Raw genomic sequence first — 14257 nt, 5'->3', positions numbered from 1 at the left:
CCGAAAGTAGTTGGGGGCTTCCCCCTGTGAGGATAGGACGTTGCCAGGCACTTGACCGATCTGCAGATTGCAGGTCGGTCTTTTTGTGTTATGTGAAACTTCAGACTGTTCTGATTATTGGTCGAGTCATTGACATGACACCCTCTGCTTGTTACCATAACATCAATATTCTTTTATAAAAGAGAAAGCGAGTGGATAACATGTGGGAGAACAAATTTGCTAAAGAGGGTTTGACGTTTGATGACGTCTTACTCGTACCCCGTCGTTCGAGTGTCTTGCCGCGCGACGTTGATTTATCTGTCACGCTATGTGAAGGGATCACACTTAATATTCCGTTGATCAGTGCTGGGATGGATACCGTCACAGAAGCACCGATGGCAATCGCAATGGCACGTCAAGGTGGTCTTGGTGTCATTCATAAGAATATGTCAATGGAAGAACAAGCAGAACATGTCGATCGCGTCAAACGTTCTGAAAATGGTGTCATCACGAATCCGTTCTATTTGACGCCAGAGCGTCAAGTCTACGATGCTGAGTATTTGATGAGTAAGTACCGCATCTCTGGTGTTCCAATCGTTAATAACGAAACAGAGCGTAAATTAGTAGGGATTTTGACGAACCGTGATCTTCGTTTCGTCAAGGATTACTCGACTGTCATTGAAACGGTGATGACGACAGAAGAACTCGTGACAGCAAAAGTTGGTACGTCCCTTGCTGAAGCAGAACAGATTCTCCACAAACATCGCATCGAAAAGTTACCACTCGTTGATGAGAACGGTGTATTAAAAGGGTTAATCACGACAAAGGATATCGAAAAAGTCGAACAGTATCCACATGCTGCGAAAGATCAGTTCGGACGTTTACTCGTCGCAGCAGCTGTCGGCGTAACAAAAGACGCTTCGACACGTGCAAAGTTCCTTGTCGATGCAGGTGTCGATGCACTCGTCGTCGATACGGCACACGGTCACTCAGAAGGTGTTCTTCTCAAAGTACGTGAACTTCGTGAAGAATATCCAAACTTACCAATCATTGCGGGTAACGTTGCGACGGCAGAAGCAACACGCGATTTAATTGAAGCCGGTGCATCTGTCATCAAAGTTGGTATCGGACCTGGTTCAATCTGTACGACACGTGTTGTCGCAGGCGTCGGTGTACCACAAATCACAGCCGTCTTCGATTGTGCGACAGAAGCACGGAAACATGGTGTCTCAATCATCGCTGACGGTGGCATCAAGTATTCTGGAGATATCGTAAAAGCACTTGCTGCTGGCGGTCACGCTGTCATGCTCGGAAGCTTACTTGCAGGAGTAGAAGAGAGCCCAGGTGAGATGGAAATCTACCAAGGACGTCAATTCAAAACGTACCGTGGTATGGGTTCTGAAGCATCGATGAAACGCGGTAGCCAAGATCGTTACTTCCAAGAAGCAGACAAGAAGTTCGTTCCAGAAGGAATCGAAGGACGTGTCGCTTACCGTGGTAAACTCGGCGATTCGGTGTACCAACTCGTTGGTGGTATTCGTTCAGGTATGGGATACTGTGGCGCTGCAACGTTAGAAGAATTGCGTGAAGAGACACAGTTCATCCGTATGACGGGCGCTGGTTTGCAAGAGAGCCACCCGCACGATATTCAAATTACAAAAGAAGCATCGAACTATACACGTCAATAAACAAAAGCCTCGTCTTTCTCTAGTAGAAAGGCGAGGCTTTTTTCATGATGATTTATGCAAATCCCACGCGTCCATCAACAATCGTAATCCTTCCATCAACTCTTGCTCAGAGAGACTCGCAAATCCAAGTACGATTTGAGGTATACCAGAGAGAAGCGGTAACTGGGCATATTGAGAAAGACCATATACTTGGATGCCTTGTTGTTGTGCCCGCTTTACGAGCTCCGGCTCCGTCATCCCGTTCGCTACGGAAACGACGACATGGAGTCCAGCACTTTCGCCGGTCAATCGTAAGGCAGGAATCCGGCGAAGTGATTGGATTAAGACGTCGAGCTTGCGACGATAGACTTTACGCATCCGGTTGAGATGTCGTTCAAAGTCGCCCTCTTTCATGAAGCGCGTCAGGATCGTTTGATCGAAGCGTGAGACACTACAGGTATAGTGTGATAGTTCTGTTTGATACCGAGCGCATAAGACTTCGGGTAAGACCATATAACCGATCCGTAGTGAAGGCATGAGTGATTTTGAGAAAGTACTCATGTAAATGACACGATTGCTGTCCATGTTGTGTAAAGACGGAATCGATTTACCGCTGTAGCGGAATTCGCTATCATAGTCGTCTTCGATGATAAAACGGGTCGGATCCATCGCCGCCCAGTTCAACAACTGATGTCTTCGGTTGACGGATAAGATGCTACCGGACGGAAATTGATGTGCCGGTGTGACATACATGACATCGACGTTTGATTCCTGTAAGTGATCAATCCGTAATCCATTCGTATCAACACGAATCGGTTCAATCATGCGTTCATGATTTTCAAGTAATAGGCGTGTCGTATGATAACCGGGATCCTCGATACCGTAGGTGATGTCGCGTCCCAGTAAGAAGAGGACGAGCGGCAACAATTGCTCGACACCTGAACCGACGACGATTTGTTCAGGAGAACAGACGACACCACGGGAATGATAGAGATAGGTCGCAATCTCTTCGCGTAGCGCTAGATCGCCTTGCGGATGACCGAGTGAGACAAGTGGGTGGTGATCGGTATCGATGATATCTTTGGCATACTTTCGCCAACGAGCGAACGGGAAAGAGATCCCTTCAATCTTACTTGGATGAAAATCATATGTGATGATTGGTTTTTCTTTAGTGACACGTGGTTCGATGACGGGTGAGGTTTTAACGTAAGCGAGTTCCTCATAGGCAAGAACGAAGTAACCTTTACGTGAGATGGATTCGACATATCCTTCTGCGACGAGTTGTTGGTAAGCAAGCTCAATCGTCGTTTGACTTAAGTTCAAAAATTGACCGAGTTTTCGTTTAGATGGTAATTTCGTGCCGTATGCTAAACGACCGGCAATGATTTCATTTCGGATCTGTTGATAAAGTTGTTCATAAAGTGGTTTTTCCTGATTACGCGTGAGTTGAAATGATAGCATGTCCATCTCGTCTGACTCCTTCTTCGTAAACTGACCTGTTGAAATCATCATAAACTGATACTTTTAAAAGTGTCAACGTTCCGTATACTAAAAGAGTGAAAGTCAACCAAGGGGGAATGGATATGGAACGTCAACAAGGAACGGATCGTGTCAAACGTGGAATGGCTGAAATGCAAAAGGGTGGCGTCATCATGGATGTCGTCAATGCGGAACAAGCGAAGATTGCGGAAGCAGCAGGTGCTGTTGCAGTCATGGCACTTGAACGTGTCCCGTCTGATATTCGTCGTGACGGAGGCGTCGCACGAATGGCAGATCCATTGATTACGGAAGAAGTACTCGGAGCGGTCTCAATTCCCGTCATGGCAAAATGTCGGATTGGTCATATCGTCGAAGCGCGTGTTCTCGAATCGATGGGGGTCGATTTCATCGATGAGAGCGAGGTGCTGACTCCGGCAGATGAACAATATCATTTACTGAAGTCGGAGTTCACCGTGCCGTTCGTCTGTGGCGCACGTGATCTTGGGGAAGCAGCTCGTCGCATCGCCGAAGGAGCCGCGATGATTCGGACGAAAGGTGAACCTGGAACTGGGAACGTCGTCGAAGCCGTTCGTCATATGCGACAAATTCAAGCACAATTGAATCAGATTTTACATGTCAGTCCAGATGAATTGATGACATTTGCGAAAGAATGGGGTGCTCCGTACGAAGTATTACGTGATATTCGGACACAGGGACGTCTACCGGTCGTCAACTTTGCAGCCGGGGGAGTCGCGACACCAGCTGATGCCGCACTCATGATGCACCTAGGGGCAGATGGTGTCTTCGTCGGATCAGGGATCTTTAAATCAGAACATCCAGAACGTGTCGCTCGGGCGATTGTCGAGGCCGTTACGTACAAAGATGATTTTGAACGGATCGCGTCTTTATCCAAAGGACTCGGAACAGCAATGAAAGGAATCGATGTCACATCGATGCCGTTTGAGGAACGGATGGCGACACGCGGATGGTAATCGGTATTCTTGATGTTCAAGGTGCGGTCCGTGAACATCGACAGCAACTTGAAGGTCTTGGTGTCGATGTCGTTCTCGTCAAACAAGCGAGCGATCTCGAGAAACTGGATGGACTTGTCTTACCAGGAGGCGAATCGACCGCGATGCGTCGATTGATCGAACGCTATGAATTACTGGAACCGCTTCGGGAAAAAGCGGCGACGTTACCGATGTTCGGAACATGTGCCGGAATGATTCTACTCGCAACCGCTATCGAAGCAGGACAAAGCCATCTCAACGCGATTTCGATGACGGTCCGTCGGAATGCTTTCGGTCGACAAATTGATTCATTTGAAGGATTGCTACCGGTTGAAGGAATTGAGGAACCAATCGAGGCAGTGTTCATTCGAGCACCATTGATTCTGTCTGTCGGGGAAGGAACACGAGTGATTGCGAAAGTCGAAGAGCAAATCGTTGCTGTCGAGACATCGCTACACCTCGCGTGCTCGTTTCATCCTGAATTAACGGAAGATAATCGTTTACATCAGTATTTTTTACAAAAAATCAAACAGCGGCAATCCGTCCGTTCATAAAGCGTGGAAGCATCTGACAGTCTCTACTGTCGGATGCTTCTTTTGTGCTACACTATTCGTACAATGAATGATTAAGTGAGGGAGAGACACGATGAAGCGAATCTTGCTACTCTGCTTGAGTATACTGATGCTCACAAGTTTTCCTATGACGGGACAAGCAGCACCTTTGATTCAAGCAGAGTCTTACATATTGGCCGATGCGGTCACAGGGAAAATCCTCCTTCAATCGGAAGCGGATGTTTCTCTACCACCAGCTTCGATGACGAAGTTGATGACGCTTTACCTCGTCCGGCGACAAATCGAACTCAAAAAACTGACGTGGGATCAAAAAATCATACCAAGCAAGAAAGTCTTAAAACTAGCAAAAACGTCTGGTATCACTCGTGTACCAGTAAAACCAAAAACATATACGGTTCGCGAAATGTATAATGCGGCGTTCATTCAATCAGCTAATGATGCAGCGGTCATGCTAGCCGAAACCGTCGCTGGTTCAGAAGCGACGTTCGTTGAAAAGATGAATGAGACAGCAAAACAGTTCGGAATGAACGACACGGAGTATGCGAACGCGTCTGGACTTGATGCTGTCGATGCGACCCTTCCAGGAACGAATTTGATGACAGCGACCGATATCGCGTTACTTGTCATCCGTTATATCAAGGATTACCCGGATGTCCTCGATGTGACGAGCAAAGCACAGATGAAACTCGATGGAGAAGTCTTGAACAACTCGAATAAGATGCTAGCGAAGGAAAAATTCGCATATGCTGGCATGCGAGGAATGAAGACGGGAATGACCGATTTAGCTGGTTACTGTTTTGTTAGTGTGACGACACGAGATAACATGACGCTTGTTACAGTCGTGATGCGAACGGATTCGGATCAAGCCCGTTTTCGGGAAACGAAAAAACTACTCGATTATGGCTTTGCGACGTTCGAACCACTAACGTATTACGGAAAAGGAGAACGGATTAAAGACGTTCTTCCGATTAAAGGGGCAACCGTCCGTAAGCTAGATGTCGTCACGGAGGGCTCATTGTATGTGACGGTATCGAAGCGAGCATCGACACGGGAACCACGGTTTGATTTCTCTAAAACGACGGCACCCGTCACAAAACAAGAAGTCGTCGGAACGGTGCAAGTCGCGGATGACGGTATATATCTACCTGGTTTTGAAACACCACGCGTGAATTTGTATAGTGCAACTGCCGTTCAACTCGCAAGTGTACCGACGCGTCTCGTCCGCGCTTGGACGGCTTGGTCGAAGCGAATTGAGCAAGCGATTCAACAATCGGCTCTTGTCAACCTCCAAGGCGATGGTGTAAAGTAAAGCTAATCTCATAAAGATGCTATGAACGGACCAAGTAGATGTATCGATACTGTTAAGAGAGCTAGTGGGTGGTGTGAACTAGTCAGATCGATGGATTGAATCGAGCCGGATCGCACACCTTGCGAACAAGGTGCGGGTACGCCCGTTATCGCGTCTTAAGTTGGCTAGATGTGTCTAGCAATGAGGGTGGCAACGCGGATCCAGGTGATTCGTCCCTTTTCGGTAGGAATACCGGAAAGAGACGAGTCGCCTTTTTTTATGACATAGAGGAGGAATTACAGATGATTGATATTAAACGATTACGCCAAAATTTTGACGCCATTCAAGAAAAGTTAGCGCACCGAGGAGAGGACTTGACGGACATGAACCGTTTCCTCGCACTTGATGAGAAACGTCGAGAATTAATTGCGCGGACAGAAGTATTGAAAGCAGAACGAAATGAAGCAACGAAAAAAATCGCTGAACTGAAACGTAATAAGGAAAATGCAGATGAAGCGATCGCTGCGATGCGAAGTGTCGGAGACGAAATCAAGACGCTTGACGACGAGTTACGTGAAGTCGAAGCGACATTGAACCAACTGCTCCTTGGTATCCCGAACATTCCACATGATAGCGTACCAGTCGGTTCTTCTGAGGACGATAACGTCGTCGTGCGTGAAGTCGGGGACAAACCAGCGTTTGATTTCGAAGCGGTTCCACACTGGGATTTGATGGAGCAATTAAAAATCGTCGATGTCGAGCGTGCCGGAAAAGTCACAGGTAGCCGTTTCGTCTTTTACCGCGGAGCGGGTGCGCGTCTTGAGCGGGCATTGATTAACTTCATGATGGATCTTCACCAAGATCAGCACGGCTACACAGAAATCTTACCACCACTTATGGTCAACCGTGACTCTATGACAGGAACAGGACAATTGCCGAAGTTCGAAGAGGATGCATTTAAAGTCGAAGAAACGAACTACTTCCTCGTACCGACAGCAGAAGTTCCGGTGACGAACATGCACCGTGAAGAAATCCTAACAGCTGATCAGTTACCGATTGGTTATGCAGCGTACAGCCAATGTTTCCGTTCAGAAGCAGGTTCTGCCGGACGCGATACACGTGGATTGATTCGCCAGCACCAATTCAATAAAGTTGAGCTCGTTCGTTTCGTCAAGCCAGAAGAGTCTTACGAACAACTCGAATTGTTAACGGGACAAGCGGAAACAGTCTTGAAAAAGCTGAAGCTGCCGTATCAAGTACTGAGCATGTGTACAGCTGATCTCGGGTTCACGGCTGCGAAGAAATACGACATCGAAGTCTGGATGCCAAGCCAAGGCGTCTACCGTGAAATCTCTTCTTGTTCAAACTTTGAAGATTTCCAAGCACGCCGGGCGCAGATTCGTTTCCGCCGCGAAGCGAACGCAAAACCAGAATTCGTTCACACGTTAAACGGTTCTGCCCTTGCAGTTGGTCGGACAGTAGCTGCGATCTTAGAGAACTACCAGCAAGCGGATGGATCAGTTGTTATTCCAGAAGTGCTTCGTCCATACATGGGTGGTCTTGAAGTGATTCAAGCTTAAGTCAGAAGGGGGAGTAATCCCCCTTTTTGTATTTTAAAAAGTTTTTTTAGAAAAGGTCTTTACACGTTAAAAGGCAGATGCTATCATAATTAATGTCAGGAAAACAACCGAGTCATAACATTGTTATGAGAAGTACGGAGGCGTACTCAAGTGGTTTAAGAGAACGGTCTTGAAAACCGTCAGGCGGCGAAAGCCGTGCGTGGGTTCGAATCCCACCGCCTCCTCCATTTTTATTTTTTTGGCAACGACATGCACGTTTTATAGCTTGGAGGCGTACTCAAGTGGTTTAAGAGAACGGTCTTGAAAACCGTCAGGCGGCGAAAGCCGTGCGTGGGTTCGAATCCCACCGCCTCCTCCACTTCTTTTTTTTTACCCAAAAATAAATATAATCATGGAGTCGTACCCAAGTCCGGCTGAAGGGGACGGACTCGAAATCCGTTAGGGGTCGCAAGGCTCGCGTGGGTTCGAATCCCACCGACTCCGCTTTTTATGAAGCATCTCAATTCTGAGGTGCTTTTTTGTTGCATCGATTTCTTCGTGCGTGCTATGGTTGCCTACGTGAAAAACGAAGAAGAGGTGGACGAAATGAACGAACAAACAAAAGAATCGTTGCTTTCGCATTATGCGATGACGATGACATATGTAAAAGACTTGGAACAGATTTCAGAAGAGGCATGGCGAACATCGTATGCAGAAGGTAAATGGACGATTGCTGAGATCATCGGTCACTTATCACCATGGGATCGCTTCATGGTCGCAGAGCGCATCCCGTATTTGCTCGCGGGGGAACCATTCCGTGTCGCACCGGATAGCCAAGCCGTCAATGAGGAAGCGGCGAAGATGAGCCGTGAGCAGCAACGGATCTTGACGATTGATGAGTTTTTAGTCAGCCGTGACTTGTTGCGCCGTGCAGTCGAATTGATTCCGGAAGAACGCCTGCAGGATAAGGTCGTCATTAAAGACAAAGAATTGACGATCGGTCAGTTCCTCGGAGCAATGGCTCAACATGATCTACACCATATGGAACAAATCAATCAAGTGATTGGTTAAAGAGTAGGAGATGCGAAACGTGTCTCCTTTTTTTGCGCAAAAAAAGATCCGCCTAAGAGGCAGATCTGATCAGTTAGCGTGTATTGGCAATGCGAGCAACTTCAAGCTGCTTTTCAATCTTCGCGAGAATCCGGTCGATGGATTCTGGCTCGTTCAGTAAATCGTATTCGTCGATCGACAAACGAAGTACCGGGCAGATCGTGAAGTTGTTGATCCAGTTCGTATAACGCTCATACATCTCTTCCCAATATTCGATTGGTGTCTGTTGCTCCATCTCACGTCCGCGAAGACGAATTCGTTCTAGTACTTGTTCGAACGAACCTTCAAGATAGATCAAAAGATCCGGGTGCGGGAAGAATGGTGTCATGACCATTGCGTCAAACAAACTTGAATATGTCTCGTAATCCGTTGGAGACATCGTTCCTTTTTCGAAATGCATCTTAGCAAAGATCCCTGTATCTTCATAGATCGAACGATCTTGGATGAAACCACCACCGTATTGGAAAATCCGCTTTTGCTCCTTGAAGCGTTCAGCGAGGAAATAGATTTGGAGGTGGAAACTCCAACGCTCGAAATCATGATAGAATTTATCCAAGTAAGGGTTCGTATCGACTTTTTCGAGTGAAGTCCGGAAACCAAGGGCATCGGCTAATCCGTTTGTGATCGTTGATTTCCCGATCCCGACCATACCGCCGATCGTAATGACGGCATCTGCCGGGATGTTGTATTTTTCACGTAGCTTCAAGTTCATGCGTGGTTCGCTCCTTCATATAATTCGTTCCGGATCGTCGTCAAGACGTACTCGAGATCTTCTGGTCGCTTGACGAAGTCGAGAGCATCTCCGTCGAAACGGATGATTTTGACTTCCGGATGTTTGACTTGGTATTCCGTGACGAATGTCTCGTAATCCTCGGCTAATTGTTCGAGATAGGCACGTGACATATTTTCTTCGATTTCTCGTCCGCGCAGCGCAACACGTTTCATCAAGGTGTCGATACTTGCGTTCAAGTAGATGACAGCATCTGGTTTTGGCATGTCCGTCGTCAGGATCGAATAGATTTGTTCATACTTCTCAAGATGCTCTACCTTTAGAGAGCGGTGTGCAAAAATCAAGTTCTTAAAGATATGGTAATCAGCAACGACAGAGCGTTGTTTACTGAGGTAATGACGTTCGATATCATCGAGTTGTTTGAAGCGATTGCACAAGAAGAACATTTCCGTCTGGAAGCTCCATTCTTCGATATCTTCATAGAACTTTCCAAGAAAGGGATTTTCTTCGACGATTTCGCGTAACATAGAAAAAGAGAAATGGTGACTGATGGCGTTCGCAAGTGATGTTTTGCCTACACCAATCGGTCCTTCAACCGTTATGAACATATACAATGACCCTCCGTTCAGCAAAGTGCAATTTATATTTTAGCACAAAGAAGTACGACTTGCTGAAGTTTCAAAAGGAGAATTTTTTTAGAGTGAGGAGTATCGTCAATGGAACGACAGGAACACTATATGCGCCTTGCAATTGAAGAGGCGAAAAAGGCAGAAGCAATCGGTGAAGTTCCGATCGGATGTGTCATCGTCAAAGACGATGAAGTCATCGCGACGGGGTACAATCACCGGGAAACGGATCAACAGGCGACGGCACATGCGGAGTTGATCGCAATCGAGGAGGCTTGCCGAAAGCTCGGGAACTGGCGACTTGAAGGGTGCGAGTTATACGTGACACTCGAACCGTGTCCAATGTGTGCGGGAGCCATCATGCTGTCGCGAATTGAACATGTCATCTTTGGTGCCGTTGATCCGAAGGGTGGGTGCTGCGGAACGCTGATGAACCTAGTGCAAGACGATCGGTTCAATCATGTCTCAGAGTTGACGAGCGGTATATTAGAAAAAGAGTGTGGTGAGATGCTAACGACGTTCTTTCGGGAACTGCGCGCGAAAAAGAAAGCGCGAAAGCGGGCAATGGGTTGCATCGCACCAGATGAAACAGTATAATGAAAAAGCACTGAAACAAGGTGCCACTAAAAATCGATAAACCATTTGCCGTGCTAGGTGGGGATGTAGCGGTTCCCTGTCACTCGCAATCCGCTATAGCGAGACTGAATTCCATGTCGAGGGATATGATTGGTGTGGTCTGCCTCACGTAAGTAGCGTTGACGTTTGAGTCCTACGCAACAGATACCCATGAACCAGGTCAGGTCCGGAAGGAAGCAGCCTTAAGTGGTGCTCTCTGTGTGTTGTAGGGGTGCTTGGACTGAGCAGGCTGCGTGAGTAACGCATGTTGAACATATTTCAGAATATGGTGCGCGGCAGTTTAATTTTTAAAGACAAGTCTACAGCCGGTTTCGGTTGTAGACTTTTTTAGGTAAAATAGAATGAGGAACTTAAAAAGAGGAGGCGCAAACTTGGCCTATCAAGCACTATACCGCGTGTACCGTCCGCAACGATTCGACGAAGTCGTTGGACAAGCGCATATCACCCGTACGATCCAAAATGCATTGATGGAGGGACGGATGTCCCACGCCTATCTATTTTCGGGTCCTCGTGGAACAGGAAAGACGAGTCTTGCCAAAATCATCGCTAAAGCGATCAACTGTGAGCATGCACCGGTCAAAGAACCGTGTAATACGTGCCCGACATGTCTTGCGATCACAGAAGGATCAAGCCCGGACGTCTTCGAAATCGATGCCGCTTCCAATAACGGCGTAGATGAGATTCGGGAAATCCGGGATAAAGTCAAATATCCCCCTTCAGAAGCAGCCTATAAAGTCTATATCATTGATGAAGTGCATATGTTGTCGACAGGTGCCTTTAATGCCTTGCTCAAAACACTAGAAGAACCACCGGCGCACGCCATCTTCATCTTAGCAACGACTGAACCACATAAAATTCCGGCGACGATCATCTCGCGTTGCCAACGTTTCGATGTGAAGCGGCATGAAGTCGATCAACTCGTAGAGCGGATGCAATATATCTTAAAAGACCAATCGATCGAGTATTCGGATACGGCATTACGATTGATCGCCCGAGCGGCGGATGGTGGTATGCGTGATGCGCTGAGTCTACTCGACCAAGCGGTTGCTTTTTCGAATGGTGATCTAAATGATGCGGCTGTTCTTGAAGTAACAGGAGCAGTAGAAGATGAAGCATTACTGAACATTGCCCGTGCCTTACATGAACATCAAGTCGATCAGTTGTTACAGACGCTTGAGACGATGCAACGAGCGGGAAAAGACTTAAAGCGTTTCGTTGAGGATCTCGTTTTCTTTTACCGGGACACGTTGTTATTGAAAGCTTCGCCTACAGCTGTCGATTTGCTAGAGCGTGCGCGCCCGACGGATGAGTTCAAACAATTCGTTGAATTGATTGAAGCGGAGACGTGCTTTACGATCATTGATCAGTTACATGACTGCCAACAACAGATGCGGTTGACGAATCATCCGCGGGTCCTCGTTGAGATTGCCTTCATTCAAATTGCGGAACAGGGGAGAACGACGGGACAGATCGTCCAATCGTTGCAACAGGAAGTCCGCGAAATGAAGGAACAGATGCACCAATGGAAGTCGAATGGTGTTCCGGCACAAGAAGCGGTCGCACCACAAGCACAACCGAAGCGAAAACAAGGACGACCAACCGTTCGAATCGCTAAAGAGCGGATTCGCCAAATGTTAGAGCGAGCAGAGAAAGCACAATTGCGCGAGATTCAAGAACGCTGGGATCACATCTTAAAATGGATTTTAAAAGAAGATGGTCCCATCTACTCGTTACTCCATGAAAGTAAACCGGTTCTTTGTTCAGCGGATACATTGCTGATTGAATTCGATGACGGTAAAGGATGGCACTTTGAGCAGGTCATGACGAATGAACGAACACGTTTCGTGATTGAAGAAGCGTTGTATGAAGTATGCGGCGTCAAACGCGAAATTTTAGCGATTCTCTCAAAGGATTGGCATGAACTGAAGGCAGAGTTTGTTGCTAAGCGAAATAGTAGTAGTATAGAAGAGAAGGAAACAAAACAAGAATCGGAGAGCGATCAGTTATTGTCCGAGACGCTTGGTCGTTTTGGTGATATCGTAGAGTTCGAAGATTAAATTCGAGGAGGAGTACAGATGCGCGGAATGGGAAACATGAACAATATGATGAAACAGATGCAGAAGATGCAAAAGGATATGGCGAAAGCACAAGAAGAACTAAAAGACTTAACAGTGACAGGTACAGCAGGCGGAGAAATGGTCTCAGTCGTAGCTGATGGTCATAAAAATATCGTAGATGTCATCATTAAAGAAGAAGTCGTTGATCCAGATGATGTTGAAATGATTCAAGATCTCGTCTTAGCCGCAACAAACGATGCTTTGAAGAAGGTCGATGAACTCGTAGCAAGTAAAATGGGGAAATTCACACAAGGTATGAATCTGCCGGGAATGTTTTAATTCGTAGGAGGAAACCACTTGCAATATCCTGAAGCGATTAGTCGTTTGATCGAAAGTTTTACGAAACTGCCGGGGATTGGTCCGAAGACAGCAGTTCGTCTAGCGTTTCATGTCCTTGATATGGAAGAGGACGATGTCTTGATGTTCGGAAAGGCATTGGTCAGCGCGAAGCGCGACATTGCTTACTGTAGTGTCTGCGGGAATATCACAGATCAAGATCCTTGTTATGTATGTACAGATAAACACCGAAACCGTACGATTGTCTGTGTCGTCCAAGATTCAAGGGATGTCATTGCAATGGAAAAGATGCGAGATTACCAAGGGTTGTATCATGTCTTGCATGGAGCAATCAGTCCAATGGAAGGAATCGGTCCAGAGGATATCAATGTATCTAGCCTGCTGACACGTCTTCAAGCGGACGAAGCGATTACGGAAGTCATCTTAGCAACTAATCCGAATATCGAAGGAGAAGCGACAGCGATGTATCTATCGCGTCTCTTAAAACCGACGGGTATTCGGATCACTCGAATTGCCCATGGTCTTCCGGTTGGCGGAGATCTTGAATACGCAGATGAAGTGACGTTATCTCGTGCAATGGAGGGACGTCGCGAACTATGAGTTGGTTTCGAAAGAAGATTCGCAGTGAGTACGACCAGCGTTTGTTAGAAGAATTAGCAAAAGCAAAAGAAGATTATTTGATGAAGCGTCATCTCTTAGAAATCAGCTATGATGACTATGGTGATTTAGAAGCACAAATGAAGTTAGCGGAATCACTGTATTTCTTCTATATAAGCGAAGCAAAAAGAAGACGCGTCTCATTGATGATGAAGTAAACCGCAGCCATTCTTGTCTGCGGTTTTTACATGCTCTAAAAAACTATAAGTTATTTTAATAAAGTAGTTGCACATGTCTAATTATCGTGATATATTAATTCATGTCCTTAAGAGGACGAGCGCTTACGGCAAACAAGTAAAAAACAATTTTTAAAAAATTGTTGACTTCTTGTTTCAGACTTGGTATTCTAATTGAGTCGCCAAAACAGGAGCGGACGAACTTTGAAAACTGAACGATGAGGCAAAAATCGTATTCTACGGAATACAAAAACGAATGAAGCGTAAGCTTCGTCAATCGTGACTTCGGTCACACAACGAGCAAGTCAAACACTTCATGGAGAGTTTGATCCTGGCTCAGGACGAACGCTGGCG

The 14257-nt window shown here is 46.6% G+C and carries 14 protein-coding genes, 3 tRNA genes, 1 other RNA gene and 1 other annotated feature; of the genes, 15 read left to right on the top strand and 3 right to left on the bottom strand.

The features are described from left to right. Positions 1-200: 200 nt before the first annotated feature. Positions 201-1667 (top strand): IMP dehydrogenase, encoded by a 1467-nt coding sequence (gene guaB / locus KNQ14_RS16480; RefSeq protein WP_029343029.1) that lies wholly within the window; start codon positions 201-203, stop codon positions 1665-1667. Positions 1668-1709: 42 nt separating this feature from the next. Here guaB and pdxR read toward each other — a convergent pair whose 3' ends face one another. Beyond that, positions 1710-3158, bottom strand: a complete 1449-nt coding sequence (pdxR, locus tag KNQ14_RS16475; protein ID WP_371743366.1) for a MocR-like pyridoxine biosynthesis transcription factor PdxR — start codon at positions 3156-3158, stop codon at positions 1710-1712. 71 nt (positions 3159-3229) lie between these two features. Between pdxR and pdxS the strand changes: the two genes are divergently transcribed. The 8 genes from pdxS (at position 3230) to KNQ14_RS16435 (ending at position 8625) form a co-directional block, all read left to right on the top strand. Beyond that, positions 3230-4117, top strand: a complete 888-nt coding sequence (gene pdxS / locus KNQ14_RS16470) for a pyridoxal 5'-phosphate synthase lyase subunit PdxS (protein WP_023469872.1) — start codon at positions 3230-3232, stop codon at positions 4115-4117. Further along, positions 4111-4689: a pyridoxal 5'-phosphate synthase glutaminase subunit PdxT gene (gene pdxT, locus KNQ14_RS16465; protein WP_023469873.1), complete on the top strand. Its 579-nt coding sequence runs from the start codon at positions 4111-4113 to the stop codon at positions 4687-4689. The genes pdxS and pdxT overlap by 7 nt, the downstream gene beginning before the upstream one ends. Positions 4690-4816: 127 nt before the next feature. Further along, the gene (locus tag KNQ14_RS16460) at positions 4817-6016 is read left to right on the top strand and encodes a D-alanyl-D-alanine carboxypeptidase family protein (RefSeq protein WP_251055884.1); all 1200 of its coding nucleotides are present in this window, start codon (positions 4817-4819) and stop codon (positions 6014-6016) included. 12 nt (positions 6017-6028) lie between these two features. Continuing rightward, positions 6029-6236 (top strand) — a binding site (T-box leader). A 61-nt stretch (positions 6237-6297) separates the two neighbouring features. Continuing rightward, positions 6298-7575 carry a serine--tRNA ligase gene (serS, locus tag KNQ14_RS16455; RefSeq protein WP_214861836.1) on the top strand — a complete coding sequence of 426 codons (1278 nt, stop codon included), beginning with the start codon at positions 6298-6300 and terminating at the stop codon, positions 7573-7575. Between the two features lie 136 nt (positions 7576-7711). Next, positions 7712-7802 (top strand) — tRNA-Ser (locus KNQ14_RS16450). Between the two features lie 40 nt (positions 7803-7842). Then, positions 7843-7933: transfer RNA gene (locus tag KNQ14_RS16445), tRNA-Ser, on the top strand. A gap of 35 nt (positions 7934-7968) precedes the next feature. Further along, positions 7969-8058, top strand: a tRNA-Ser gene (locus KNQ14_RS16440). Between the two features lie 102 nt (positions 8059-8160). Further along, positions 8161-8625, top strand: coding sequence for a DinB family protein (locus KNQ14_RS16435; protein ID WP_023469876.1), 465 nt, complete (start codon positions 8161-8163; stop codon positions 8623-8625). Between the two features lie 73 nt (positions 8626-8698). Here KNQ14_RS16435 and KNQ14_RS16430 read toward each other — a convergent pair whose 3' ends face one another. Together KNQ14_RS16430 and KNQ14_RS16425 are read right to left on the bottom strand one after the other, a co-directional pair. Continuing rightward, positions 8699-9376 (bottom strand): deoxynucleoside kinase, encoded by a 678-nt coding sequence (locus tag KNQ14_RS16430; protein WP_023469877.1) that lies wholly within the window; start codon positions 9374-9376, stop codon positions 8699-8701. Beyond that, positions 9373-10002 carry a deoxynucleoside kinase gene (locus KNQ14_RS16425; protein WP_023469878.1) on the bottom strand — a complete coding sequence of 210 codons (630 nt, stop codon included), beginning with the start codon at positions 10000-10002 and terminating at the stop codon, positions 9373-9375. The genes KNQ14_RS16430 and KNQ14_RS16425 overlap by 4 nt, the downstream gene beginning before the upstream one ends. Before the next feature lie 108 nt (positions 10003-10110). Here KNQ14_RS16425 and tadA point away from each other — a divergent pair, with 108 nt between their 5' ends. The 6 genes from tadA (at position 10111) to KNQ14_RS16395 (ending at position 13885) form a co-directional block, all read left to right on the top strand. Beyond that, complete coding sequence (gene tadA / locus KNQ14_RS16420) at positions 10111-10617, top strand: tRNA adenosine(34) deaminase TadA (protein ID WP_035395399.1); 507 nt, start codon at positions 10111-10113, stop codon at positions 10615-10617. A 48-nt stretch (positions 10618-10665) separates the two neighbouring features. Next, positions 10666-10932, top strand: an RNA gene (gene ffs / locus KNQ14_RS16415) — signal recognition particle sRNA large type. 95 nt (positions 10933-11027) lie between these two features. Beyond that, positions 11028-12713: a DNA polymerase III subunit gamma/tau gene (dnaX, locus tag KNQ14_RS16410; RefSeq protein ID WP_214861834.1), complete on the top strand. Its 1686-nt coding sequence runs from the start codon at positions 11028-11030 to the stop codon at positions 12711-12713. Positions 12714-12731: 18 nt separating this feature from the next. After that, on the top strand, positions 12732-13052 hold the full coding sequence (locus KNQ14_RS16405) for a YbaB/EbfC family nucleoid-associated protein (protein ID WP_023469881.1): 321 nt from the start codon (positions 12732-12734) through the stop codon (positions 13050-13052). 18 nt (positions 13053-13070) lie between these two features. Beyond that, a complete protein-coding gene (gene recR / locus KNQ14_RS16400; protein ID WP_023469882.1) occupies positions 13071-13670 on the top strand; it encodes a recombination mediator RecR in 600 nt (199 codons plus the stop codon). Beyond that, positions 13667-13885 carry a YaaL family protein gene (locus KNQ14_RS16395; RefSeq protein WP_023469883.1) on the top strand — a complete coding sequence of 73 codons (219 nt, stop codon included), beginning with the start codon at positions 13667-13669 and terminating at the stop codon, positions 13883-13885. The genes recR and KNQ14_RS16395 overlap by 4 nt, the downstream gene beginning before the upstream one ends. The last annotated feature ends 372 nt before the right edge of the window (positions 13886-14257 follow it).

The sequence above is a fragment of the Exiguobacterium sp. s161 genome (assembly GCF_018619045.1).
Classification (GTDB): Bacteria; Bacillota; Bacilli; order Exiguobacteriales; family Exiguobacteriaceae; genus Exiguobacterium_A; species Exiguobacterium_A indicum.
The sequence above is the reverse complement of the archived record's forward strand: the minus strand, read 5'-3'. Positions and strand labels throughout refer to the sequence as shown.

What these genes read in the sequence shown, in the direction of transcription:
- KNQ14_RS16395 (WP_023469883.1), top strand. Translation starts at nt 13,667, where the DNA reads ATGAGTTGGTTTCGAAAGAAGATTCGCAGTGAGTACGACCAGCGTTTG.
- KNQ14_RS16425 (WP_023469878.1), bottom strand. Translation starts at nt 10,002, where the DNA reads ATGTTCATAACGGTTGAAGGACCGATTGGTGTAGGCAAAACATCACTT.
- KNQ14_RS16405 (WP_023469881.1), top strand. Translation starts at nt 12,732, where the DNA reads ATGCGCGGAATGGGAAACATGAACAATATGATGAAACAGATGCAGAAG.
- guaB (WP_029343029.1), top strand. Translation starts at nt 201, where the DNA reads ATGTGGGAGAACAAATTTGCTAAAGAGGGTTTGACGTTTGATGACGTC.
- pdxS (WP_023469872.1), top strand. Translation starts at nt 3,230, where the DNA reads ATGGAACGTCAACAAGGAACGGATCGTGTCAAACGTGGAATGGCTGAA.
- tadA (WP_035395399.1), top strand. Translation starts at nt 10,111, where the DNA reads ATGGAACGACAGGAACACTATATGCGCCTTGCAATTGAAGAGGCGAAA.
- pdxR (WP_371743366.1), bottom strand. Translation starts at nt 3,158, where the DNA reads ATGATGATTTCAACAGGTCAGTTTACGAAGAAGGAGTCAGACGAGATG.
- KNQ14_RS16435 (WP_023469876.1), top strand. Translation starts at nt 8,161, where the DNA reads ATGAACGAACAAACAAAAGAATCGTTGCTTTCGCATTATGCGATGACG.
- serS (WP_214861836.1), top strand. Translation starts at nt 6,298, where the DNA reads ATGATTGATATTAAACGATTACGCCAAAATTTTGACGCCATTCAAGAA.
- KNQ14_RS16460 (WP_251055884.1), top strand. Translation starts at nt 4,817, where the DNA reads ATGCTCACAAGTTTTCCTATGACGGGACAAGCAGCACCTTTGATTCAA.
- pdxT (WP_023469873.1), top strand. Translation starts at nt 4,111, where the DNA reads ATGGTAATCGGTATTCTTGATGTTCAAGGTGCGGTCCGTGAACATCGA.
- KNQ14_RS16430 (WP_023469877.1), bottom strand. Translation starts at nt 9,376, where the DNA reads ATGAACTTGAAGCTACGTGAAAAATACAACATCCCGGCAGATGCCGTC.